The organism is Duganella sp. Root336D2, from assembly GCF_001425005.1.
Lineage (GTDB): Bacteria > Pseudomonadota > Gammaproteobacteria > Burkholderiales > Burkholderiaceae_D > Rugamonas.
The window spans coordinates 189,127-212,882 of the sequence record NZ_LMDB01000003.1 but is presented as its reverse complement, the minus strand read 5'-3'; the positions used below and the strand labels follow the sequence as shown (position 1 = coordinate 212,882).

Below are 23,756 nucleotides of genomic sequence, written 5' to 3'. Positions count from 1 at the left end.
CAGCTGGCGCGGTATGCCTGGGCACAGCGCTGCGCTTGTCAGGCCAGGCGCAGGCGGCGCGTGTGGAAATCGAATTCATAAATCTCTCCATAGCGCCCCCACTCTACGGCGGTGCGCATGATACGGCGTGCTTCTTCCGGTTCGATGGCTTCCAGCAAGGGCGCCAGCACGTGTTCTTCCGGCAGCGCACCGTCCGCGGATGCGCGCAGCATGCTGTAGATGTGCTGCGGCAGCGTGACGTGGGCCAGCAACTGGCGGCCGAAGATGGCTTGGCGGCCAGCGTGGTCGGCTGCTTCATAGCGGCGGCCGAGCGCCGTCATGGTGATGTCGCCGCCTTCCACCGTGGCCAGGCCAAGCTGGGACAATGCTTCGCAGGCCGGGAACAGGGCTTCGTCCGGCAGTTCACTTTCGTCGGACAGGCGCGGCAGGTCGGCGCGGCCGTTGAAACCATCCGATGCCAGCAGCGAAAGGACCGCCTCAACGCGTTCGATGTCGGCGTCCGGCAGGCGGTAGTCCAGGCCAGCCTCACGTGCCGGCACGGCAGCCGGCGCGCGCATGGTCATCAGGCCATACACTTCGTCCACCAGCTGGCGCACGGCCGGGCTGTCGGGATTGCGCGGGCGCGGCAGGTCGATGCGGATTTCGGTGCGGATGCGGCCGGGATCGCTGGAGAGAATGACGATCCGGTCCGACATCATCACCGCTTCTTCGATATTGTGCGAAACGACCAGGATGCCGCGCGTCGGAATGCGTCCGTGATCCCACAGCTCGAGGATGTCGTCGCGCAGGGTTTCGCCGGTCAGCACGTCGAGCGCGGAAAAGGCCTCGTCCATCAGCAGCACGTCCGGATTGGTGAGCAGGGCGCGCGCGATGCCCACGCGCTGGCGCATGCCGCCCGAAAGTTCGCGCGGCAGGGCGCCTTCAAAGCCCGAAAGGCCCATCAGGTCGAGCATGGCTTCACTGCGCGCGGCGCGTTCGGCGGCAGCGACGCCTTGCGCCTCCAGGCCCAATTCAACGTTCTGCTGCACGGTCAGCCAGGGGAACAGGGCGAAGGACTGGAACACCATGGCGATGCCCGGCACTGGTTCCGCCAGCGGCGCGCCACGGTACCGGGCGGTGCCGGCGTCGGCCTGCACCAGGCCCGCGATAATGCGCAGCAGGGTCGATTTACCCGAACCCGACTTGCCGAGCAGCGCCACGATCTCGCCCGACGCCAGCGCGAAGTCGACGCCATCGAGCACGGTGCGGCTGGCGCCATCGCCAGTGCGGAAGGATTTGCCGACGCCTTGCAGGTCGACCAGGATTTCTTTTTTCATGCCTGCTCCCGATACAAACGGCTCCAAACGAAGCGGTTGATTACCATTACAAATACACACATCACACCGATGCCGAGGGCGATGCGGGGGAAGTCGCCGGCATCGGTCATCTGCTTCACATAGCTTCCCAGTCCATGCGCCACCAGCGTGGTTTTACCCCAGGTGACGTATTCGGCCACGATGCTGGCGTTCCATGATCCGCCGCAAGCGGTGACGGCACCCGTCACATAGCTCGGAAAAACTGCCGGCAGGTAGACGCGGCGCCATTTCAGCCAGCCTTTCAGGCCCAGGTTTGCCGCCGCCAGCCGCAAATCGGTGGACAGGGTGGACGCACCGGCGACGACGTTGAACAGGATGTACCACTGGGTGCCGAATACCATCAGGGGGCTGAGCCAGATGTCAGGATTGAGGCCCAGGTGCAGCACCGAGTACACCACTACCGGGAACAACAGGTTGACCGGAAACGCGGCCAGGAACTGCGCCGCCGCCTGGATCTTCTGCGCATAGCGGGGGCGCAGGCCGATCCACACGGCGACCGGCACCCAGAACAGGGATGCCAGCGTGATGAGCACAGCGACCCGCGCCAGCGTCGCCAGGCCGAGGCCAAACACGCCGGCAGCTTCGCGCCAGCCAACTTCAGTATGGATGAAGGCGGCCACGCGGTAGCTGGCCCAAGCCGCAAGCACCAGCAGCAGGGTATCGGCAGCCCGTCCCGGCAGGCGCCAGCGGCGCGCGGCCTTGCCTGGACCGCCGGCGCCGAGCGGACGGGCGGGGAACCAGCCCAGGGTGGAGCGCATCAGCTTCCAGGCCTTGCCGGTCAGACGGCTGGCGATACGGCTGCGGCGCACCCAGTCGAGCAACCAGGAGCGGCGGCCGACTTCCCCGTCCAGTTCCTCGAAGCGGAATTTGTCCGCCCACACCAGCAAAGGGCGGAAGAAGAGCTGATCGTACATGACGATGCCAACGAACATGGCAGCGATGGCCCAGGCGATGGCGCGGCCGTTTTCGGCCTCGATCGCGACCGCGATGTAGGCGCCGATGCCTGGCAGCTTGACGTCCTGCCCGGCGACGGAAATCGCTTCCGCCGCGACCAGAAAGAACCAGCCGCCGGACATCGACATCATCATGTTCCACAGCAGGCCCGGCATGGCGAACGGCAGTTCCAGGCGCCAGAAGCGCTGCCAGGCCGAGAGGCGGAACATGCGGCTCGCCTCATGCAGTTCGGCCGGCACGGCGCGCATCGACTGGTACAGGCTGAAAGCCATATTCCAGGCTTGCGAGGTGAAGATTGCAAAGATCGCCGCGCATTCGACGCCCATCTGGCTACCGGGGAACAGGGCGATGAACGGCGCAATCGCGATCGCCTGGAACCCCAGCACCGGCACCGACTGCAGTACGTCCAGCAGCGGCACCAGCACTTTTTCAGCCAGCCGGTACTTGGCCGCCACTGCCGCAAACACGAAGGCGAACAGCAGCGAAACGGCCAGCGCCGCGAACATGCGCAAAATGGTGCGCAACAGGTAATAGGGCAGTGCGCCCGGATCGAGGCTGACCGGCATGGGCTGGCCAAGCACGAAGGGGCGTGCCATCTGCATGGCGCCATAGGCGACAGCGATCAGCACCGCCAGCACGAGCGGCAGCAATGCCCAGTCCCAGCGATTGGGACGCGTTGTGATAGATGCGAACATCAGGCTCTCCGCAAGGATGCGGGCCCGCGATCGTGCGCGCTTGAATCATCATCCGCTCATGGCGGATGACGGTAGGACAGGAGCCCTGGACGTGATCGTGCCGTTATGCGAAGCCGAAGTGAATTCGGTGACAACTATGACTCGAACAAGTGCCCATGAAAGGGGGCTCCAAAATATGATAACGGGGCGGAGTTTAGGCGGATGAGCTACCCAGCGTCAACTTAGGGAATCACCTAATTTAAGCGGGCGTTAAGCATGGCGCATGCTAATATTTCAATATTTCCCAGGCGAAAGGCGCCGGGGTCTTTTCCAGGAAGCGCACTGTGACCATCTCCGAAAGCACTGAAACCTTCTTCAACAAAACCGTCACCGCTTTCGACCCGGCGTTGCCGGTCGACCTCTCTGGCGACAAAGTCTACCGCTTGGCGCTCGACTACGACGACGAGCGCAAGATGTCCGGCCTGATGGATCAGTTCCTGCAAAGCGCCGACAAGTCCAGGCTTGACGCTCTGGTGATCGGTATGTGGGGCGAGCCGTATGAAGAAGGCGCCGACGACATCATCGCGGCACTGGTGGCCCGTGCGCCGGAACTGCCGGCCCTGCGCGCCTTGTTCATCGGCGACATGACGTTTGAAGAGTGCGAAATTTCGTGGATCGTGCAGGGCGACTACACGCCGCTACTGAAGGCATTTCCAAAGCTGGAAGAACTGCGCATCCGCGGCGCGCAGGACTTGTCGCTGGAGCCGGTAACCCATGCCGCGCTGCGCAAGCTGACCATCGAATCTGGCGGCCTGCCGTCCGAAGTGGTGGAATCCCTGATCGCGTCTTCGCTGCCGGCGCTGGAGCATCTGGAACTGTGGCTGGGCTCCGATGATTACGGCTTCGATGGCGATGTCGACCTGTACCGCCGCCTGCTAGGCGCGCTGGCCGGCCCATCGCTGCGCTACCTGGGCCTGCGCGACTCCGACATCTCCGACGAGCTGGCCGAATGGCTGGCAAGCGAAGAAGTGATTGGCCGGCTGCATACGCTGGACCTGTCGCTGGGCACCTTGGGCGATGATGGCGCCAGCGCCTTGCTGGGCAGCCCCCATGTGCGTATGCTGCGCCGCCTTGACCTGTCCCACCACTATATTTCTGCAGGCATGCAGGAGAAATTGAAGGCGCTGCCGCTGGAAGTGGTACTGGATGACGCGCAGGAAGAAGACGACGGCGATCGTTACGTCGCTGTTGGAGAATAAGGCATTGCCAGGCCGCCTGGTCTTATTGGGCGTCGCCAGTGGTAAGCGCGTCCGGCTGACGCAGCTGGCCCGCAGCCAGGCTGGCCTGCCGCCGGCCGAAGTGCTGGAATGGCGCGACTGGCTCGCAGCGCCAGGGAAGTTGGGCGGCATGCTGGCGCATTCCTGTGTATTCAAGGTGGAACCTCCCGGCGACGATCCGGCCGTCCAGGCGCGGTTGCTGGCAGATGGATGCCTTGCTGAAGGCATCGCCAACCCAGGTTCCCTGGAACACGGCGAACTTGCAGTGTCCGGAGCGTGGTTCAAAGGCCTGGAGCGGGCCTTGCTGCGCCTGGAGCAGCAGGTGGCAAACATGCCGCATGTGCGTGTCATGAACGCCCCGCGTGAAACAATTTTGATGACGGACAAACTGGCCTGCCAGCACCATCTCGCAAAGCACAAGGTGGCTGTTCCAGCGGTGCTGGGCATGGTGGAAGGATATGATCACTTCCATTCATTGCTCGACCAGCATGGCCTGGACCGGGTCTTCATCAAGACCCGCTACGGCTCCAGCGCGTCGGGCGTGGTTGCGTACCGGCGCAACAGGCGCGGCGGCGAACAGGCCACCACGTCGGCGCAACTGGTGCATGGAACAGGCGCCATCCGGCTCTATAACTCGAAGCGAATGAGCCGCTACCACCTTGCTGCCGACATTCGGACTTTGGTCGACCTTTTGGCCAGCCAGCAGGCGTATGCCGAAGGATGGCTGCCCAAGCCGCGTGCCGGTAATGGGCACTACGATATCCGCGTACTCACGCTGGGCGGACAGCCGGCGCACCGTGTCGCGCGCATCGGCAAGTGCATGATGACCAACCTGCACCTGGACAATCGCCGTGGCGCTGCCGACAGCCTGCTCGATCCCGCGTCGCAGGAAGCACTGGAGAAAGTAGCGCGGCAGGCCGCGCAGGCTTTCCCCGCAAGTCACGTCATCGGGCTGGACGTAGTCGCGCAGCGGGGCGAGGCCCATGTGCTGGAAGCGAACGCATTCGGCGACCTTCTTCCCGGCTTGCTCTGGCAGGAACAGGATACCTATACCGCCCAATGGAAAAGCTTCCTGCAATGACGCAGCCGGTACACAGCATTCCCGACATGAACCAGGTGGTCGGCAGCCACGATATCCTGTTCATTACGCTCGATACCCTGCGCTACGACGTTGCGCAGCAACTGTACGAGGCAGGAGAGTTGCCCGTTCTGGGGCGCCATCTTCCACCCGGCGGCTGGGAGCGCCGGCATTCGCCGGCCAGCTTCACCTATGCCGCGCACCACGCTTTCTTTGCCGGCTTCCTGCCGACCCCGGACAGTCCAGGCCCGCATCCCCGCCTGTTTGCTACCGCCTTCCGCGGCAGCGAGACGACTTGCGCGCATACCCGCGTGTTCGAGCAGGAGAGCATCCTGGCCGGGCTGGTGGCAGCGGGCTACCATACCGTCTGCATTGGCGGCGTCGGCTTTTTCAACAAGCAGACCGCGCTGGGATGTGTGCTGCCGTCGATGTTCGCTGAAAGCCATTGGTCGCAATCGATGGGTGTCGACGCCCCAAGATCCACCGCCAAGCAGGCGGCGCTGGCGCTGCAACGCCTGCAGGCTGCGGTTGGACAGCGCGTGATGCTGTTCCTGAACGTGGCTGCGATCCACAAGCCAAACCGCGTCTACCTGCGCGGCTGCAAAGCCGACAACCTGGAGAGTCACGCAGCTGCACTGCGCTACGTCGACCGCGAACTGGAACCGCTGCTGGCCGCTTGCGCGGCGCGTGCACCGACGTTCGTCATCATCTGTTCCGACCACGGCAGCGCCTATGGAGAAGCAGGATTCCAGGGACACCGCCTGGCGCATGAAACCGTGTGGAACGTCCCTTACGCGCATTTTTTCCTTAACCCGCCCGGAGCGACGCGATCTTGAACCACCCCGCCCCCGCCAGCACGCTGGCGCAACGCATGCGGCAGACGCCGTACCAGGCTTACTCCTACTCCTACCCGCACAAGTCCGCATACCGGACCCTGGAACAGCCAATGCCGCTGCAACCATTGTGGGCGGGAGAAGACCGTTCTGCCTTGTTCGGCTATATCCATGTCCCGTTTTGCGAGATGCGCTGCGGTTTCTGCAACCTGTTCGCGATGGCCAATCCCGGCGACGAGCTGGTGGAGCGCTACGTATCCCAGGTAGTGCGCCAGATGCGGGTGCTGAATGACGTACTGGGCGAACGACGGTTTGCCCGTTTCGCGCTGGGCGGCGGCACGCCAACCTTCCTGCAGCCGCGCCAGCTTGAAACCTTGCTGCGCGCCGCCGAGGATGTCCTCGGCATTTCATTGCAGGACACACCCTCCGGCATCGAGGCTTCGCCGGAAACGGCGACCGCAGGCAAACTGGCGGTATGCCGCGCCATGGGGATCGACCGCGTGAGCCTCGGCATCCAGAGCTTCTCGGCCCCGGAGATGCGCGCATTGGCAAGGCCGCAGCAAAATGACGCGGTGCGCAGCGCCATTGGGCGCATCCGCGCTGCAGGATTCCCGACCCTTAACCTCGACTTAATCTACGGTATCGCCGGGCAAACGATCGCCAGCTTGCTGGCATCGATCGACAGCGCGCTGGAATTCACGCCGGAAGAACTGTACCTGTACCCGCTTTATGTGCGCCAGCACACCGGCTTGGGCAAGCTGGCGCAACGGCGGGCGGCAGGAAGCTTCAACACGATCGCGCTTGCGCCGGATGGCGACAGCCGGCTGCAGCTGTATATCGCAGCGCGCGACCATCTTCGCGCACGGGGCTATGTGCAGGTGTCGATGCGCATGTTCCGTGCGCCCCATGCGCCGGGCCAGGAAGGACCTTCCTACTGCTGCCAGAACGATGGCATGGTAGGTTTTGGTACCGGCGCCCGTTCCTATACGCGCGCACTGCATTATTCAACCGATTACGCGGTGGGACGCGCCGGCACCATGGATATCATCCAGGGTTATCTCGCGTACGGCGATGAAGACTTCCTGCAAGCCCGCCATGGCTTCCAGCTTGGCCTGGACGAACAGCGGCGCCGCTACGTGATCCAGTCCCTGTTGACGGACCCTGGCCTCGATTTGCTGGCCTATGCGGCGCGCTTTGGCAGCTCATGCCTTGAGGATTTGCCGGACTTGCAGGAATTGGCGGCCCTTGGCCTGGCGGAGCAACACGGCTCCATCCTTCGCCTCAACGACCTTGGATATGCCTATGCCGATACGGTTGGACCATGGCTGGCATCCGGGCGGGTGCAGGACCTGATGTCCAGCGGCGGGGCATCGTGCTGAGCACCTCTGGCGAAACGCCGCTCTCGCTGCTGTACCGGGGAACGCTTGAGAGCTGCAATTATGACTGCGGCTATTGTCCCTTCGCCAAGCGCAAGGATAGCCGCGCCAGGCTGGAAAAGGATGCCGCCGAAGTCGCGCGCTTCGTGGTTTGGGCGGGGGAGCAGAAGCGCCCCCTGCGCATCCTGTTCACGCCGTGGGGCGAAGCCCTGGTGCGGCGTCATTACCGCGCGGCAGTGCAGGCGCTGGCGGCGATGCCGCATGTGCAGCAGGTTTCGGTCCAGACCAACCTGGCTGCGCCCTTGTCGTGGCTGGAGCAGGTCGAACCGGATAAAGTCGCCTTATGGTGCACCTGGCATCCGGGGCAAACCTCGCAGGTGCGCTTCCTGGAGCGTTGTGCGCGGCTGGCGAAGATGGGAATCAATTTTTCTGTTGGCGTGGTGGCAATGCGTGAGCATTTCAGCGCCATCAAAGAACTGCGGGCGGCACTGCCGCAAAGCCAGTATCTCTGGCTGAATGCCTATGACCGGCGTGGCCCGGGTTATTACACGTCAGAGGAACTGGCTTGGCTGGATGCGATCGATCCCTGGTTCATCCATAACCGCCGCCCGGCGCCTTCCCGCGGCAGGCCATGCGCCGCCGGCGAAGAAGCGATTGCCGTGGATGGGGCCGGGGAGGTGACGCGCTGTCATTTCATTCCCGGGCGGCTGGGGAATTTGTACCAGGATTCGCTGGAATCGATGCTGCGCGAGCGGCCATGCAGCCGCCTGAAATGCGATTGCTATATCGGATATGCACAGCGGCGGGATTTGCCGTTCGGACGGGATTTCGGAGCAGGGAAGCTGGCGCGTATTCCTTTGCGTATTGCAGCAGCGGAAACCTGACTTGAGAGTGCCCCGGGCCGGAATCGAACCGGCACGGCCTTGCGGCCAACGGATTTTAAGTCCGGTGTGTCTACCAATTTCACCACCGGGGCATGCTTGAAGCCCGCTATTATGACATGTCCTTTGGTTAACATCCAGTGGTGGTAAATTTGGCAATTCTTGTAATCGCCGCGGAATGTTGTAGCATGCTGGTCGCAGAATTCCCTTGAAAGACCACATGCAAATCAAGATTAACGACGTCCTGCGGGACTATATCGAACCGTTGACCGAGGCCGAGCGCACCGCGCTGGAACGCAGCCTGCTGGCCGAAGGTTGCCGCGATGCGCTGGTGCTGTGGAACGACATCCTGGTCGATGGCCATAACCGCTATTCGATCTGCCAGCAGCACGGCATTCCCTTTAAAGTCACCCAGAACACGAGCTTCAAGGATATTGAAGACGTGATGCTGTGGATGATCGACAACCACCTGGGCCGCCGCAGCGTGTCGGACTTCCAGCGTGGCGTGCTGGCCCTGCGCCAGCAGGAAATCATCGCCAAGCGCGAACTGATCGTGAAAGCGCAGGCCAAGGCGGAAGATGACGCCATTGCGCCGCCCGACCCGGAAGCCGAAGAAGCGGCGCCGCCGCCGAAGGCGAAAGCCAAGCGCGAAGATATTGCCCGCGCCGCCCGCCTGAGCGCCAATACCCTGGGCCAGATCGAGAAGATCACGCGCAGCGCCACGCCCGAACTGGTGGATGCGGTGCGTTCCGGTACGATCTCGATCAATGCCGCCGCCACCGTGGCCTCGCTGCCGGAAGAAGACCAGAAATCGGCTGTCGCCGGCGGCCGCAAGTTCCTGCAGCAGGCGGCCCGCGAGATCCGCGAACAGCGCGCCGCCAACCGCCCGGCAAAGGCAGCGAAGGAAGACGCCGGCGAGGGGCATTACGAGGCCGCAGAACGTCCGGCTCCGCTGACCGAGTTGGAGGTGCTGCGCCTCGAGATCTCGCAACTGAAGGAAAAGAATTCGGCGCTGCGCGCTGAAAACGCCGAACTGCGCGAACGTATTGCCCAACTGGTGGAGCAATAAAGCATGCTGAAGCTGAGTGCCGCGCTTGTCGCGTTCTGTGCCATTCCTGCGCTTGCCGCTCCCGCCGCCCCAATGGCGGCAGGAGCTTTGAGTCCTGCGGAAGTGCTGCGCCTGCAAGCGATTGCCAAGCGCGTCACCATCTTGCGCGACAAATGGGGCATTCCGCATATTTACGGCAAGAGCGACGCCGACGCGGTGTTTGGCATGATGTATGCGCAGTCGGAGGATGATTTCAAGCGTATCGAGCTGAATTTCATCAACGCCATGGGCCGCCTGGCGGAGGTGGAGGGCGAGAAGGCCTTGTACCAGGACCTGCGCATGAAACTCTTCATCTCGCCCGAGCAGTTGAAGGCCCAGTACAAGGCCAGCCCGGATTGGCTGAAGAAGCTGATGGTGGCTTGGGCCGATGGCCTGAACTTCTACCTGCACACCCACCCGAATGTGCAACCGCGCCTGTTGGCGCGCTTCGAACCATGGATGGCGCTCAGTTTCAGCGAAGGTAGCATCGGCGGCGACATCGAGACGGTGAATATCGAGCAGTTGAAGGCGTTCTACAGCAAGCAGCCGGCGCCTGCGCTGGCTGCTGTCGGCAGCGACCTGGATAATGAACCGCGCGGCTCGAACGGCTTTGCCATCGCACCGGCTTTGAGCAAGTCCGGTCACGCGCTGTTGATGATCAACCCGCACACCTCGTTCTATTTTCGTCCCGAGATCCACGTGAATAGCCAGGAAGGCTTGAATGCCTATGGTGCCGTGACCTGGGGCCAATTCTTCGTCTACCAGGGCTTCAATGAGCGGATCGGCTGGATGCACACTTCCGGCGGTGGCGACGTGATCGACGAATACCTGGAAACGGTGGTTGAAAAGAACGGCAAGTATTCCTACCAGTACGGCAAAGAGCTGCGCCCATTCCGCTCCGAAAGCGTGCGCCTGCCGTACAGGGCGGCAGACGGCAGCATGACGGAAAAGACCGTTACCGCGTACTTCACGCATCGCGGCCCGGTTGTGCGCGAGCAGAACGGCAAATGGGTGTCGGTGGCGATGATGAACGAGCCGCTGAAGGCGCTGACGCAATCCTTCATCCGCACCAAGGCCCGCAATTACCGGGCCTTCTACAAGTCGATGGAGTTGCGCACCAACTCGTCGAACAATACCGTGTATGCGGACGCAGACGGCAACATCGCCTACTTCCACGGCAATTTCATGCCGGTACGCGACCCGCGTTTCGACTACACCAGGCCGGTCAACGGCGCTGAGCCGGCGACAGACTGGAAGGGCCTGCACCAGGTGCGCGAAACCATCCAGCTGTTCAACCCGAAAAACGGCTGGATCCAGAACACCAACAACTGGCCGTTCTCCGCGGCTGGCGCGTATAGCCCGCGCCCTGCGGACTATCCGGCCTACATGTCGGTCAACCCTGAGAATGCGCGCGGCATCCACGCGGTGCGCGTGCTGCAAGGGAAGAAGGACTTCACCATCGACAGCCTGATCGCCGCCGCTTACGACAACCAGCTGCCGGCGTTCGAACCGCTGTTGCCGCTGCTGGTGCGCGCCTATGACGAGGCGCCGGCCAGCGACCTGTCGAAGGCTGCGGTGATCGAACAAGTCACGCTGCTGCGCGACTGGGATATGCGCTACTCGCTGGCGTCGGTGCCGACCTCGGTGGCGATCTATTGGCTGCAGGACCAGGTCAAGCATTACGGACCGGCGGCGAAAGAGAAGGGCATGCCGATCCTCGACTACCTGGCCACCCAGCTTACGCCGAAGCAGCGACTGGAAGCGCTGGTGCGCGCCTCGAACAAGCTGGCGGCGGACTTCGGCAGCTGGAAAACGCCGTGGGGCGAGATCAACCGTTTCCAGCGCCTGACTGGCGACATCGTGCAGCCGTTTGACGACAACAAGCCAAGCATACCGGTACCTTATGTATCCGGTAATTTCGGCGCGCTTGCCGCGTATGGCATGACGTCGCAGCAGCGCACCAAGCGCATGTATGGCGAGCGCGGCAATAGCTTCGTTGCGGCCGTTGAATTCGGCCCGAAGGTAAAGGCCAAGAGCATCCTCGCCGGCGGCGAAAGCGGCGACCCGACATCGCCGCACTTCAACGACCAGGCCGAGATGTATGCGCGCGGCGAGTTCAAGGACGTACTGTTCTACAAGGAAGACATCGAAAAGAACCTGGAACGCAAGTACCGTCCGGGCGAATAAGGTTACGTTTGAGGTAGCGCAAAGTCCTCCCCGCATTAGCAGGCGCACAATGAAGTGACAACCTGTTAAGGGGAGGCGCCAATGTCTTCCAGTTCCGACGAGAATGGCAGCGCCGCCTGCCAACGAATCGAAGACTTCATCTTCGTGCGTGAGCTGAATGAAGTCTTCCTGCTGCTTGACCACATCTCCGGACGCTGGGACAAGAGCCTCTACAACTTCCACAGCCACGACGACGGAGAGCCGCACATCGATGAACTGTGCGCGATCGGCCTGGCGCCGCCAGAAGGCGACCAGCAGCGCGTGGCGCAGGCAGTCAAGGTGCTGTGCGCCAAGGACAAGCTGAATGCAGCTGCACGCCCGGCGACGGGCCTGACCATCGCATTCACCTTGCTGGTAGTCGGCGAGGATAACCGGCGCGACTGGCGCAGCTGGATGCGCAGCATGATGTTTCGCCATGAAGCCGCTCAGGCCGGGCCGGAACTGGCGCCGCACTGGGAAAAGCCGACACGCCTGACGCTGGCCCGCTACGCCTTCCCCGGCCTGGTCAAGGTGGCCGAGCGCTTTAACCGGCGCATCTTCTGGATCGTGGTCCTCTTGCTGCTTGGCCTGGTGCTGACCTGCGTGATGTCCTGGCACGTCACGGGTGGCAGCGCGATGCTGCAGCACCTGGACACGTTGCAGGCGCAGCAGCTTACCTTGTTCAAATCCATCGAGGAAGCGGAGATCAAGCACGCCACCAATGCGACAGCACCGCCTGTGCAGTTTTGCACTGAGGTCGACATGACCGGTGCGCCGCATTTTCGCAGCACAGAGGAGTACCAGCTTTGCACGCGGCGCCGTGCGCTGTCGGAGCAGTTGGCCGTTGTGCGCATGAACCTGCGCAACTGGCTGGTGCCTTGGCGCACTTGTTACGCCAAGGTGGCAGGATTGTTTGGCCAATTGCCTGAAGAAGAGGCCGCGCCTGCAAGCGCAACGCCAGCCGAGAAGGCGCGTTACATGAGACGCGGCACGGAGGAGCAGGCCCGCGTAGTGACGCTGGTCGTCGGCACGGCGGTCTTGCCGCTGTTCTACGGCATCCTCGGCGCCGGTGCCGCCGTGGTACGCGGCTTATGGGCCAAGATGCGTGAAAGCCTGCTGTCGCCGCGCGATTACACGCTGGCCCTGCTGCAGCTGGCCCTGGGCGCCACGATCGGCGCCTGCATCGCGCTGTTCGTCAATCCGTCCGGGCAGACGCCAGGCAGCGAGATCGGCCTTCTGGGACACTGGGCGCTCAGCACCTCTGCGCTGTCGTTTATCGCGGGCTTCGGGGTGGAAGGCGTGTTCGTGGCACTGGAAAGCCTGGTGCGCCGCGTGTTCAATATCTCAGACCCGGCGCGGCGCCCGGCAGATTAGAAGAAGCGGTGCCGCATGTAAGTGATGAAGACGAAGGCTGCAAGCAGGATACCGACGGCAATGCGGAATTCCAGGTTCTTCCGCCACTGGCCGCGCTGCCCCTCGATGTAGGTGTTCATGGCGCGGTGGGAGGCCAGTGCATTGGCGGCGCTGGCGGCAGCCTCCTGGCGCTTGCGTTGCGCCCGTGCGGCGGACTGCGCCAGTTCCGACGCGTTTGCCGCGGCAGTGGCGGCATCGGCGGTATCGTGGCGCAGCACAGGCGCATGGCAATGCGAGCAATAAATCTCGCGCGACTGGTCGACGGCGCCTCCGCAAGCGTGGCATTTATGCTGGTCGAGCGCGGTCGCTGCCGGTAACGGGGGCGCTTCATGCCGGTCGATCGCCATGGCCAGCCGGGTAGGGTCGATGACTTCGACAGCCGATTTGCAGGCTGGGCATTCTCCAATCGGCCGGTCGGGCAGGGGATAGCCGCAGTCGGCGCAAAAGAGCTTCTTGCCGGCGCCAAGCAGCGAGCGGATGTCGGCCCATGCCAGTGGCCTTACGTAGCCTTTTTCGGCAAGGTAGAGGATATAGGTCTGGTAATACCCGTGCCCCTGCGGGCATTCCATCTGCCTGGTACGTCCGAAGCGGGTGCGATTGGATACGGTCTTGAGCGCCGATTGGCAAACCGGGCAAGATTGCATGCGCGCCAGCGAGATTGCATGGTCATGGTCGCCGCCGGCCTGCATTGCGCCATGGATCTCGCGCACGAACTCAGCGATGCCCGGGCCAGCCAGGCGCACCGATTCCGTCTCATCGAACCACACCAGGCAGCAATGCGAGCAGGTGTCGATCTGGATTCGCCGCTGGTAGTGGCCGGACAAGTCGAGCACCCGCATCGGGTGCCCACAGTTGCTGCATTGGCGTTCAGAGGGTCTCAAACTATTGGAGCACAGGTTGTCGTAGCGCTTGATTTTACCTTGCCGGGGGCTTAGCGTGCTTCAATCACCTCGATCAGGTGAAATCCGTCTTCCGCCAGTATTGGCGGACTGATTTCGCGGACCGGCAGGCAGAAGGCAGCACGTTCGACTGCAGCCAGGGCTTCGCCGCGGCGAAAGAAGCCGGGCGGCATGCTGCCTGGCGACGCAAACGGGTTGTTGAATTGATGTTCCAGCAATCCAAAGTCGATGCCGTTTTTCCAGTCGTTGCGCAAGGCGATGGCGCGCTGGTAGGCTAGGCGCATGGCGCCGTAGCTTGCGATCGCCGGGCCGGGAGCGGGAGCCCCGGGCATCACGATCAACTGGCGTACTTTCACTTCTCTGCGTACCGCGGAATGCAGGTCGCATTCCATTCGCTCTTCCCTGAAACGCGGGCTGTATGAAATCGCCGCGGCTAGTTCCATGATTCCTTTGGGCTGTTGCGGTTGCAGGTTCCCGGCGATGATCCAGAACGCAATTGCAACCACCAGGAAGCCGACCGCAATCCGGAAAGCCCGGTTGATTCCTGGGTGCGCTGCACGCTTTCCGCTGAAATGGACCAGCGCTAGCTGCGCCGCCGAAAGCGGGGCACGGGCCGCAGCCGCCTGATGGCGCTCATCGGCGGTCGGTACGAGGCGCGGCGTAGCTGCCGCGGCATCGGCCATGCCGGGGACGTCATGGCGTAGCACAGGGGCATGGCAGTGCGGGCACTGGACATCGTGCACCAGGTCGATGCCGCCACCGCAAGCGTGGCATTTGTGTTGCTGGACGTCCGTTGCGACGTTCCTGACGGCAGTCACACCGTCGGCCGCGTGGGTTGCGATCGCCAGGCGCGCCGGATCGATCACGCCCACCGCCGAATGACAAGCAGGGCAGGCGTCGGCCGGCCGGGCCGGCAAAGGGAAGCCGCAATCGGCGCAGAACAGCTCCTTGCCGGCGTCGGCCAGGGAGCGGATGTCGGCCCAGGCCAAAGGGCGCACGAAGCCCTTTTCGGCCAGGTACAGGATGTAGGTCTGGTAATAGCCATGCCCAAGCGGGCAATCCAGGTGGCTGGTGCGCCCGAAGCGCGTCATGTTGGAGACCGGCTTCAGTGCGGAGCCGCAAACGGGGCAGGACTGCACCCTTGCCAGCGACACCGCATGCGCGTGATCGCCATCCGCCTGCATCGCCCCATGGATTTCGCGCACGAATTCGCTGATGCCGGCGCCGGCCAGCCGCAGCGACTCCGTGCCGTCGAACCACACCAGGCAGCAGTGCGGGCAGGTGTCGATCTCCACCCGCCGCTGGTAATGGCCGGACAAATCAAGCACCCGCATCGGGCGCTTGCAGTTGCTGCAGTGACGGTCAGATGGCGTCAAGAGCGTTACGCAGGTCTTGGCGCAAGTCCTCGATGTCTTCGATGCCGACCGAGAGCCGGATCAGGCCATCGCCGATGCCCAGCGTTGCTCGCTGCACCGCCGGAATCGATGCGTGGGTCATCAGCGCCGGATGCTCGATCAGCGATTCCACGCCGCCCAGGCTCTCCGCCAGCGCGAACACTTCGCAGCGTTCGAGGAAGCGCCGCGCGCCCGCCAGGTCGGTGTCGAGATCAATCGAGATGATGCCGCCGAAACCATCCATCTGCGCCTTGGCCAGCGTGTGCTGGGGATGCGATTCCAGGCCCGGATAGAACACCCTCTTGACCTTGGGTTCGCGTTCCAGCCAGCGTGCCAGCTCCAGGGCGCTCTTGCAGTGGCGCTCCATGCGGATCGCCAGCGTCTTGACGCCGCGCAGGGCGAGAAAGGCGTCGAACGGACCCGCAATGGCGCCGACGGAATTCTGCAGGAAGGCCAGTTGCTCGCGCCAGGCCGACTGGCGTTCTTCTGCGCCAACGACAGCGATGCCGCCGATGATGTCCGAATGCCCGTTCAGGTACTTGGTTGCCGAGTGCACCACGATGTCGAAGCCCAGTTCCAGCGGGCGCTGCACGATCGGGCTGGCGAAGGTGTTGTCGGCCACGGCCAGGATGCCGCGCTCGCGGCAGATGCGGGCGATTGCTGCCAGGTCGGCCAGCTTCAGCATCGGGTTGGTCGGGGTTTCGACCCACACCATCCTGGTTTCCGGGCGCAGGGCTGCCAGCAGGTTCTCCGGGTTGGTCAGATCGGCGTAGGTGAATTCATGCCCCGCGCTGCGGCGGCGCACGCGCTCGAACAGGCGGAAGGTGCCGCCGTACATGTCGTCGCCGGCCACGATGTGCGAACCCGCGTCCAGCAGTTCCAGCACGGTCGAGATGGCCGCCAGGCCGGACGCGAAGGCGAACGCCTGCGCGCCGCCTTCCAGGTCGGCCACGCAGCGCTCCAGCGCCCAGCGCGTCGGGTTGTGCGAGCGGCCGTAATCGAGGCCCTTATGCACGCCAGGGCTTTGCTGGACGAAGGTGGAAGTGGCATAGATCGGCGGCATGATGGCGCCGGTCGATGGATCGGGGTGCTGGCCCGCGTGGATGACGCGCGTGGCCAGGTGGGCTTTGGTTTTCTTTTCGCTCAAGATAAGGTCCTGCGCAGGTGGTTGAGTAAGTCGTAGCGGGTGATCAGTCCATAGAACTTGCCGCCTTCGGCGATCACGGCGGTCAAGCCACGGTCCAGGGTATCACGGAGGGCAGGCGTGCCGGCAGACGGCGCCAGGGTCTCGACGCGGCTGGTCATGGTTGCGCCGACTTCGCTCTTGAACTGGGCGGCGTCATTCTCGACCTTGAGCAGGATGTCCGACTCGTCGATGATGCCTGCCAGTTTGCCGTTCTCGATCACCGGCAGCTGCGCCAGGTCGGCCGAACGCATGCGATTGAAGGCGATCAGCAGGGTGTCGCTCGGCGCCACGCTGACCACGTCGCCGTTTTCGAACCGGCGGCCGATCAGGTCGCGCAGGTCGCCCAGCTTCTGGCGCTGCAGCAGGCCCTGGTCGAACATCCAGCTATCGTTGTAGACCTTGGACAGGTAGCGGGTGCCGGTGTCGCAGACAAAGGTCACCACGCGCTGCGGCTTGGTCTGTTCGCGGCAGTATTTCAGGGCCGCGGCCAGCAGGGTACCGGTCGAGGAGCCGGCCAGGATGCCCTCGGCACGCAGCAGGGCGCGCGCGCCGTCGAAGCTTTCCTGGTCGGTGATGGTGTAGGCCTGCGAGATCGCATCCATGTTCGCAATGGCGGGAATGAAGTCTTCGCCGATGCCTTCCACCGCCCAGGAGCCGCTGGTGTCGGACACTTTGCCGGTATCCACGTATTCCTTCAGGATCGAACCTTTGGGGTCGGCCAGGATGAACTTGACGTGCGGCGCGACCTTGCGGAAGTAGCGGGAAAGACCGGTCAGGGTGCCGGAAGAGCCGACGCCGACCACAATGGCGTCGATTTCGCGCGCCATCTGCTCCCAGATTTCCGGGCCGGTGGTGGTTTCGTGGGCCAGCGGATTGGCCTGGTTGTTGAACTGATCGGCGAAGAAGGCGCCGGGAGTCTCGCTGGCCAGGCGGGCCGCGTAGTCCTGGTAGTACTCGGGATGGCCCTTGCCCACGTCGGAGCGGGTGATGCGCACGTCGGCACCCAGCGCTTTCAGGTGCAGGATCTTTTCGGTGGCCATCTTGTCCGGCACCACCAGCAGCACCTTGTAGCTTTTGATGGCGCCGACCAGGGCCAGACCCAGGCCGGTATTGCCGGCCGTGGCTTCCACGATCGTGCCGCCTGGCTTGAGCATGCCATCGCGTTCGGCCGCTTCGATGATGGACAGGCCGATGCGGTCCTTGATGGAACCGCCGGGGTTCTGGGATTCGAGCTTGAGGAACAGCCGGCATGGGCCGGTGTCAAGACGTGTGACTTCGGCAAGCGGTGTATTGCCGATCAGGCTGAACAAAGCTGCAGGACGGGTATTCTGCATTTTCTCTCCTTGCGAAAAACGCGCATTGTGTGGCGATCCGATTGAACCAAGAAGGAATATCTTTGCGCTAGCTTATACCTTTTTTGGTGGATAGCGGCTCGCGTATAATCCCGCAGCGACTTTTAAATTAATTTCCACCGTGGCAAAACTCTACTTCCGCTATTCTGCGATGAACGCAGGCAAATCGACCTCCATGCTGCAGGTCGCCCACAACTACGAAGAGCAGGGCCTGATCGTGCGCCTGTTCACCGCGGCCATCGACGACCGCTACGGCGTGGGGAAGGTGACTTCCCGCCTCGGGCCGCAGCGCGAAGTCGAGCTGTTCTCGTCCGGGACGAACTTCCTGCAGGACATGCAGAAAGTGGCTTGCGTGCTGGTCGACGAGGCGCAATTCCTGTTGCCGGAACAGGTCAAGCAGCTGCACCAGCTGGCGCAGGCCAAAGGCGTGCCGGTGATCTGCTATGGCTTGCGCAGCGACTTCCGCGGCGAGCCATTCCCGGGTTCGGCCTACCTGCTCGCACTGGCCGACGATATCGAGGAAATCAAGAACATCTGCCCCTGCGGCAAAAAAGCCACGATGAATATCCGGGTCGACGAGAAGGGTGAGCGTATCCGTGAAGGCGAGCAAATCAGCATCGGCGGCAATGAGGCCTACCGCCAGGCATGCGGCCGCTGCTTCTATACGGGTTAATTGGATAAACTGTTTTACCTGACGCCGTCGCTCTGCCTGGCGCTGGCAAGCTGGGTGCTGTCGCGGCGCTACGTGGTATTCACGCTGCTGCGGCTTCCTGGAACGCTGTGCCATGAACTGGCGCATTTCCTGGCCGGGCTGGCGACGTTCGCGCGGCCCACGTCACTTTCCATCATTCCGCGCCGCGCGGGCCGGGGCTATCGCCTGGGGGAGGTGCAACTCGCCAACGCGCGCTGGTACAACTCCGCGCCCACCGCACTGGCGCCAATCCTGCTGCTGCTGATCCCGTGGTGGGTTGCCACGCTGCGTGCGCGCGGCGCCTGGCACTTTACGCCGTTGGACGCCGGACTGGCCTTCCTGGTCGCGCCGCAGTTCCTGGCTTGCTGGCCTTCCGCGACGGACTGGAAATTGGCCATGCGATCATGGCCCTTGGCATTTATCGCAGGCGCAGGCTGGTACGCTTGGGCGAAGTACCCCTGGCTGCATTCGTGGCCTTGACCGGCAGCTTGAAGGCGCCCACTTCGCGCGCCAGCGCTTCGGCCTGATCCTGCATGGCCGCTGCCGCAGCGGCGGCTTCCTCGACCAGGGCGGCATTCTGCTGCGTCACCTGGTCCATCTGGCCGATGGCCTGGTTGACCTGGTCGATGCCGGCGCGCTGTTCCTCGCTGGCGGCGCTGATTTCACCCATGATGTCGGTCACGCGGCGCACGCTGTTGACCACTTCGTCCATCGTTGCACCGGCCAGTTCGACCAGCTTGGCGCCGGCTTCGACTTCGCCGGTGGAATTGGCGATCAGGCCTTTGATCTCTTGCGCCGCAGCGGCACTGCGCTGGGCCAGGTTGCGCACCTCGGATGCCACGACTGCGAAACCGCGACCCTGTTCGCCGGCACGCGCTGCTTCAACTGCGGCATTCAGCGCCAGGATATTGGTCTGGAAGGCGATGCTGTCGATCACCGAAATAATGTCTTCAATCTTGCGCGAAGCTTCGTTGATGGCGCCCATTTTCTCGACCACCTGCGCTACCTGCGCACCGCCGCGCGAGGCCACATCCGACGCTTCACGCGCCAGCGCATTGGCCTGGCGGGCGTTGTCGGCGTTCTGGCGCACGGTGGACGTCAATTCTTCCATCGAGGCGGCAGTTTCTTCGAGGCTGGAGGCCTGCTGCTCGGTACGAGCCGACAGGTCCTGGTTGCCGGCCGCGATTTCCGAGGATGCGGTGGCGATCTGGTCGGCGCCTTCGCGCACGCCGCCTACCACGTTGGCCAGGCGCTCGCTGATGCCGTTCATCGCAGCCAGCACCTTGCCGATCTCATCGCCGGTGGTAACGTCCAGGCGCACAGTCAGGTCGCCGCTGGCGATACGGCCGGCGGCATCCTGCACCTGCACCAGCGGACGGCTCACAATGGTGCGCACCAGCAGCAACAGGCTGGCGGCAAAGGCGAGCAGGGCGACGATGCCGCATACTGCGTAACGGTTGCGGGCAGTGACGGCATCCCTGGTGATCTCGCTGACGTAGGTGCCGCCCGCGACGATCCATTTCCAGTCGCCGAAGTAGCGGTAGACCAGCAGCTTTTCCTTAGGGGCGGCCTTGCTTTCGGCATCGGCCCACATATAGCGGATTTCGCCCGTCTTTTGCTCCAGCATGTCCTGGATGAAGGCCTTGCCATCGCTGTCCTTGGTATCCAGCATCGATGCGCCCTCCTTGGACGGATGCACCAGCAGCGTGCCGTAGTCCTTGCCGGCGGCGGCGCTCAATACATAGACATAGCCTGTCTCGCCAATGCGGATACCCTTGATCTTATCCTTCAACGCTGCGATGTTCTTGCTGATATCCAGACCGATGAACAGCACGCCAACGACCTTGCCCGAGGCATCCTTGACCGGGTCGTACTGGGTGATGTACGGCTTGCCGAACAGCTGCGCCAGGCCGGTGTAGGAGCGCCCTTCGCGCAGCAGGGCGTAGCTTGGATTGCCGTGATCAAGCCTGGTGCCTACTGCGCGCTCACCGTTTTCCTTTTTGACCGAAGTGGTGACCCGGACGAAATCAGTGCCATCGGCGGCGAAGATGGTCGCAATGGCGCCGGTCTGCGTGGTGAAATTGTCGGGGATGCTGAAGTCGTTGTTGACGGCCTTGCCGTTGGCCGTCAATTGGCCGCCATCGAGCTCGAACGGGCCTGGCACGTAGGCCGCAAACTGGCGGGCATAGCTGCCGGCATCGTTCACCATGGCAGCATTGAATACGTCCAGCATATTTGACACGCCATTCAGGTCGGCGGCGACATGCTCGCGCGCGCGCTGCTCCAGCATGGCGGTGCTGCTCCAGCTGATGAAGGTAATAAGTAGCGCTAACAGTGCGCTGACAAGGACGAAGGTGAAGGCGGCAATCTTGGTGCCGACGCTCCAGCTGCGCGCAGGGGGCGTTGGATTGGACATGGATGCTTGTTTATTTTCGGGGAAGGGCCGATATGATATCTCGTTGCCGAGTGGAAATTTCGCTTGTTACAAAATGTTTCTTAGTAAATTCAATGACTTAGCGTAAAGCTTGCCAGGAAGCTCAGCCTTCAGACTGGCTTAAGTGAAGGGCAGCACACTGCCCACTATCGCTCTCTCCTCGAGAGTGTCCTATCCTGTAGAATGGGATTAGCACTATTCTTTTAGAAACACCTACGTTCGGAGCAAGCCGATGAAGAAGCACACCCTGTTGGCCACCATGTCCCTGGCACTGATCACCGCTTATGCAAGCGCAGCCCAGGCAGACAAGGCGACAGACGTAACCGTCAAGCCTGCAGCACAGCAGACCCAGGCCGCCTTGTGGGCCTCCCGCGTGCTGTCGCGCTACCATTACAAGGCTATGCCGCTGGACGACGCGATGTCGGAAAAGATCTTCGACCGCTACTTCAAATCGCTCGACGGCGAAAAGCTGTTCTTTACCCAGGCTGATATCGATTCCTTCAACAAGGAAAAATCCCGCCTGGATGACGCGATCACCAGCGAAAACCTGCAAACGCCATTCGCCATTTACAACCTGTACCAGCAGCGCTTTTCCGACCGCATGGCCTATGCCCGCGAGCTGTTGAAAACCAGGTTCGACTTTACGCAGGATGAGAGCTACCAGTTCGACCGCGAAAAGGCCGACTGGCCGAAGACCGAAGCCGAAGTGAAAGACTTGTGGCGCAAGCGCGTGAAAAATGACTGGTTGCGCCTGAAACTGGCGGGCAAGGACGACAAGTCGATCCGCGAAACGCTGGACAAGCGCTACGAAAACTACGTTACCCGTTCGCGCAAGCTGAATAGCGAGGACGTGTTCCAGATCTTCATGAACGCCTACGCCATGTCGATCGAGCCGCACACCAACTACCTTGGCCCGCGCGCTTCCGAGAACTTCGACATCGCCATGCGCCTGTCGCTGGAAGGCATCGGCGCCGTGCTGCAGAACCGCGACGAATACACCGTGATTCGCGAAGTGGTGCCTGGCAGCCCGGCCGGCCTGTCCAACAAGCTGAAAGCGGGCGACCGCATTGTCGGCGTGGCACAGGGCGATTCCGACAAGTACACCGACGTGCTGGGCTGGCGTATCGACGACGTGGTGCAATTGATCCGCGGCCCGAAAGATTCCACCGTCAAGCTGCAGGTACTGGGCGCCGATGCGGGCCCGGACGGCAAGCCGTTCGTGCTGTCGCTGGTACGCAAGAAAATCAGCATGGAAGAGCAGTCGGCCAAGCGCTCGATCCTGGAAGTCAAGGACGGCGCTGTGAAACGCCGCATCGGCGTGATCTCGCTGCCGACCTTCTACCAGGATTGGGACGCGCGCCGCAAGGGCGACAAGGATTACAAGAGCGCCACGCGCGACGTATCCCGCCTGCTGGGCGAACTGAAGAAAGAGAAGGTCGACAACGTCCTGATCGACCTGCGCAACAACGGCGGCGGTTCGCTGACCGAGGCAGTCGAGCTGACCGGCCTGTTCATCGATCGCGGTCCTGTGGTGCAGCAGCGTAATGCCGAAGGCCGCGTGGAAGTGGAAGCGGACAATGTGCCTGGCCTGTCGTGGGATGGCCCGGTGGGTGTACTGATCAACCGCGGTTCGGCATCGGCTTCCGAGATCTTCGCGGCGGCAATCCAGGATTACGGCCGCGGCCTGGTGATCGGTGAGCCCAGTTTCGGCAAGGGCACCGTGCAAACCCTGGTCAACCTGGACCGCTTCGGCCAGAGCGACAAGTCGCGCTTCGGCGAACTGAAGATGACGGTTGCCCAGTTCTTCCGCATCAACGGCGGTACTACCCAGTTGCGCGGCGTGACACCAGACATCAAGCTTGCCTCCACCAGCGATGCCGAAAACTTCGGCGAATCGAGCTACGACAACGCGCTGCCATACACCCAGATCAAGCCTGCGGTGTACATTCCGGCCGGCGAGTTGAAGGAAATCGTGCCGATGCTGGACAAAAAGCATGAGGCACGCGTTGCCAAGGACAAGGACTACCAGTACCTGCTGGACGACATCAACTATGTCAAAAAGCAGCGCGCGGACAACGTGGTGTCGCTGAATGAAACGGTGCGCCGCAAGGAGCGCGACCAGCAAGAGGCGCGCGCCAAGCTGCGCGAGCAGCGCCTGGCTGCAGGCCCATCGCCGGATGATCCTATCCTGGTGCCGGACCCGAAAGATGCGCTGAACAAGGCGATTGCCGCCAAACCTGCCAACCCGCGCGCCGCCCAGCGCCAGGCCAACCAGGTTCGTGGCGCGATCCGCACCGACGATGGCCTGCAGGCGGACGAACGCTCCCTGTCTGCGGAACTGGATGCCGAAAAGGCAGCCAAGAATGCCAAGGACGTACTGCTGAACGAGGCAGTGCACATCCTGGCCGACGAGGTAAGCGTGCTGCGCACTGATACCCGCCTGGCCACCCGGGTGCTGCCTTACGTAAACGACAAGTGATATTTCGGTTGGTTATATCTAGTATTACTACAATAAAGTAGACAGATATACCGCGCCGCAGCATACTTGCACCTGTCTCCTCTATTCTCCTCCAAGGAAATAGACTTCAGCCCGCTCCCTGAGCGGGCTTTTTTTTTGCATTTCAGGCAAGCAAAATCGCCGCCTGTCGCATATTCAGCCGCAACGAA

18 protein-coding genes and 1 tRNA gene are annotated in these 23,756 nt (G+C 62.7%); 11 read left to right on the top strand and 8 right to left on the bottom strand.

The genetic code is table 11. The features are described from left to right. Positions 1–38 precede the first annotated feature (38 nt). Both ASD07_RS05955 and ASD07_RS05950 read right to left on the bottom strand, forming a co-directional pair. Entirely contained in the window at positions 39–1,316 is a 1,278-nt protein-coding gene (locus tag ASD07_RS05955; RefSeq protein WP_055926695.1) for a nitrate/sulfonate/bicarbonate ABC transporter ATP-binding protein, read from the bottom strand. Next, a complete protein-coding gene (locus ASD07_RS05950) occupies positions 1,313–3,004 on the bottom strand; it encodes an ABC transporter permease subunit (protein WP_055926693.1) in 1,692 nt (563 codons plus the stop codon). The genes ASD07_RS05955 and ASD07_RS05950 overlap by 4 nt, the downstream gene beginning before the upstream one ends. Before the next feature lie 323 nt (positions 3,005–3,327). On the opposite strand from ASD07_RS05950, the gene ASD07_RS05945 reads away from it, so the two are divergent. From ASD07_RS05945 to ASD07_RS05925, 5 genes are read left to right on the top strand one after another with little or no spacing between them, the layout of a single operon-like run. Beyond that, the gene (locus ASD07_RS05945; RefSeq protein WP_055926690.1) at positions 3,328–4,242 is read left to right on the top strand and encodes an STM4015 family protein; all 915 of its coding nucleotides are present in this window, start codon (positions 3,328–3,330) and stop codon (positions 4,240–4,242) included. Further along, positions 4,190–5,341: an STM4014 family protein gene (locus ASD07_RS05940; RefSeq protein ID WP_156397888.1), complete on the top strand. Its 1,152-nt coding sequence runs from the start codon at positions 4,190–4,192 to the stop codon at positions 5,339–5,341. Before ASD07_RS05945 ends, ASD07_RS05940 begins: the two co-directional genes overlap by 53 nt. After that, a complete protein-coding gene (locus ASD07_RS05935; RefSeq protein WP_229207067.1) occupies positions 5,320–6,174 on the top strand; it encodes an STM4013/SEN3800 family hydrolase in 855 nt (284 codons plus the stop codon). Before ASD07_RS05940 ends, ASD07_RS05935 begins: the two co-directional genes overlap by 22 nt. Further along, positions 6,171–7,550 (top strand): STM4012 family radical SAM protein, encoded by a 1,380-nt coding sequence (locus ASD07_RS05930; protein ID WP_229207066.1) that lies wholly within the window; start codon positions 6,171–6,173, stop codon positions 7,548–7,550. The genes ASD07_RS05935 and ASD07_RS05930 overlap by 4 nt, the downstream gene beginning before the upstream one ends. Then, positions 7,544–8,431, top strand: a complete 888-nt coding sequence (locus ASD07_RS05925; RefSeq protein ID WP_229207065.1) for an STM4011 family radical SAM protein — start codon at positions 7,544–7,546, stop codon at positions 8,429–8,431. The genes ASD07_RS05930 and ASD07_RS05925 overlap by 7 nt, the downstream gene beginning before the upstream one ends. An 8-nt stretch (positions 8,432–8,439) precedes the next feature. Here the strand turns inward: ASD07_RS05925 and ASD07_RS05920 are convergent. After that, positions 8,440–8,523 (bottom strand) — tRNA-Leu (locus ASD07_RS05920). Positions 8,524–8,648: 125 nt separating this feature from the next. Here ASD07_RS05920 and ASD07_RS05915 point away from each other — a divergent pair. From ASD07_RS05915 to ASD07_RS05905, 3 genes are all read left to right on the top strand, one after another. Beyond that, positions 8,649–9,497 carry a hypothetical protein gene (locus ASD07_RS05915; protein WP_055926681.1) on the top strand — a complete coding sequence of 283 codons (849 nt, stop codon included), beginning with the start codon at positions 8,649–8,651 and terminating at the stop codon, positions 9,495–9,497. 3 nt (positions 9,498–9,500) lie between these two features. After that, positions 9,501–11,702 carry an acylase gene (locus ASD07_RS05910; RefSeq protein WP_055926679.1) on the top strand — a complete coding sequence of 734 codons (2,202 nt, stop codon included), beginning with the start codon at positions 9,501–9,503 and terminating at the stop codon, positions 11,700–11,702. 81 nt (positions 11,703–11,783) lie between these two features. After that, entirely contained in the window at positions 11,784–13,094 is a 1,311-nt protein-coding gene (locus ASD07_RS05905) for a hypothetical protein (protein ID WP_055926677.1), read from the top strand. On the opposite strand, the gene ASD07_RS05900 is transcribed toward ASD07_RS05905, so the two are convergent. The 4 genes from ASD07_RS05900 to ASD07_RS05885 form a co-directional block, all read right to left on the bottom strand. After that, the gene (locus ASD07_RS05900) at positions 13,091–13,972 is read right to left on the bottom strand and encodes a hypothetical protein (RefSeq protein ID WP_055926674.1); all 882 of its coding nucleotides are present in this window, start codon (positions 13,970–13,972) and stop codon (positions 13,091–13,093) included. The genes ASD07_RS05905 and ASD07_RS05900 overlap by 4 nt on opposite strands. Before the next feature lie 92 nt (positions 13,973–14,064). Further along, entirely contained in the window at positions 14,065–15,366 is a 1,302-nt protein-coding gene (locus ASD07_RS05895) for a hypothetical protein (protein WP_055926672.1), read from the bottom strand. Positions 15,367–15,394: 28 nt separating this feature from the next. Further along, the gene (locus ASD07_RS05890) at positions 15,395–16,573 is read right to left on the bottom strand and encodes a PLP-dependent aspartate aminotransferase family protein (RefSeq protein ID WP_055926670.1); all 1,179 of its coding nucleotides are present in this window, start codon (positions 16,571–16,573) and stop codon (positions 15,395–15,397) included. Then, positions 16,570–17,946, bottom strand: coding sequence for a pyridoxal-phosphate dependent enzyme (locus ASD07_RS05885; RefSeq protein ID WP_055926668.1), 1,377 nt, complete (start codon positions 17,944–17,946; stop codon positions 16,570–16,572). The genes ASD07_RS05890 and ASD07_RS05885 overlap by 4 nt, the downstream gene beginning before the upstream one ends. A 139-nt stretch (positions 17,947–18,085) precedes the next feature. Here ASD07_RS05885 and ASD07_RS05880 point away from each other — a divergent pair, with 139 nt between their 5' ends. Continuing rightward, complete coding sequence (locus ASD07_RS05880; protein ID WP_055926667.1) at positions 18,086–18,637, top strand: thymidine kinase; 552 nt, start codon at positions 18,086–18,088, stop codon at positions 18,635–18,637. Beyond that, a complete protein-coding gene (locus ASD07_RS05875) occupies positions 18,638–19,135 on the top strand; it encodes a hypothetical protein (protein WP_055926664.1) in 498 nt (165 codons plus the stop codon). On the opposite strand, the gene ASD07_RS05870 is transcribed toward ASD07_RS05875, so the two are convergent. Then, positions 19,074–21,071, bottom strand: a complete 1,998-nt coding sequence (locus tag ASD07_RS05870; protein ID WP_055926662.1) for a methyl-accepting chemotaxis protein — start codon at positions 21,069–21,071, stop codon at positions 19,074–19,076. The two genes, ASD07_RS05875 and ASD07_RS05870, sit on opposite strands and share 62 nt — an antisense overlap. Before the next feature lie 250 nt (positions 21,072–21,321). On the opposite strand from ASD07_RS05870, the gene ASD07_RS05865 reads away from it, so the two are divergent. Further along, positions 21,322–23,568: a carboxy terminal-processing peptidase gene (locus tag ASD07_RS05865; protein ID WP_055926660.1), complete on the top strand. Its 2,247-nt coding sequence runs from the start codon at positions 21,322–21,324 to the stop codon at positions 23,566–23,568. The last annotated feature ends 188 nt before the right edge of the window (positions 23,569–23,756 follow it).

What these genes read in the sequence shown, in the direction of transcription:
- ASD07_RS05955 (WP_055926695.1), bottom strand. Translation starts at nt 1,316, where the DNA reads ATGAAAAAAGAAATCCTGGTCGACCTGCAAGGCGTCGGCAAATCCTTC.
- ASD07_RS05950 (WP_055926693.1), bottom strand. Translation starts at nt 3,004, where the DNA reads ATGTTCGCATCTATCACAACGCGTCCCAATCGCTGGGACTGGGCATTG.
- ASD07_RS05940 (WP_156397888.1), top strand. Translation starts at nt 4,190, where the DNA reads ATGACGCGCAGGAAGAAGACGACGGCGATCGTTACGTCGCTGTTGGAG.
- ASD07_RS05935 (WP_229207067.1), top strand. Translation starts at nt 5,320, where the DNA reads ATGGAAAAGCTTCCTGCAATGACGCAGCCGGTACACAGCATTCCCGAC.
- ASD07_RS05915 (WP_055926681.1), top strand. Translation starts at nt 8,649, where the DNA reads ATGCAAATCAAGATTAACGACGTCCTGCGGGACTATATCGAACCGTTG.
- ASD07_RS05910 (WP_055926679.1), top strand. Translation starts at nt 9,501, where the DNA reads ATGCTGAAGCTGAGTGCCGCGCTTGTCGCGTTCTGTGCCATTCCTGCG.
- ASD07_RS05905 (WP_055926677.1), top strand. Translation starts at nt 11,784, where the DNA reads ATGTCTTCCAGTTCCGACGAGAATGGCAGCGCCGCCTGCCAACGAATC.
- ASD07_RS05900 (WP_055926674.1), bottom strand. Translation starts at nt 13,972, where the DNA reads ATGCGGGTGCTCGACTTGTCCGGCCACTACCAGCGGCGAATCCAGATC.
- ASD07_RS05895 (WP_055926672.1), bottom strand. Translation starts at nt 15,366, where the DNA reads ATGCGGGTGCTTGATTTGTCCGGCCATTACCAGCGGCGGGTGGAGATC.
- ASD07_RS05885 (WP_055926668.1), bottom strand. Translation starts at nt 17,946, where the DNA reads ATGCAGAATACCCGTCCTGCAGCTTTGTTCAGCCTGATCGGCAATACA.
- ASD07_RS05870 (WP_055926662.1), bottom strand. Translation starts at nt 21,071, where the DNA reads ATGTCCAATCCAACGCCCCCTGCGCGCAGCTGGAGCGTCGGCACCAAG.
- ASD07_RS05865 (WP_055926660.1), top strand. Translation starts at nt 21,322, where the DNA reads ATGAAGAAGCACACCCTGTTGGCCACCATGTCCCTGGCACTGATCACC.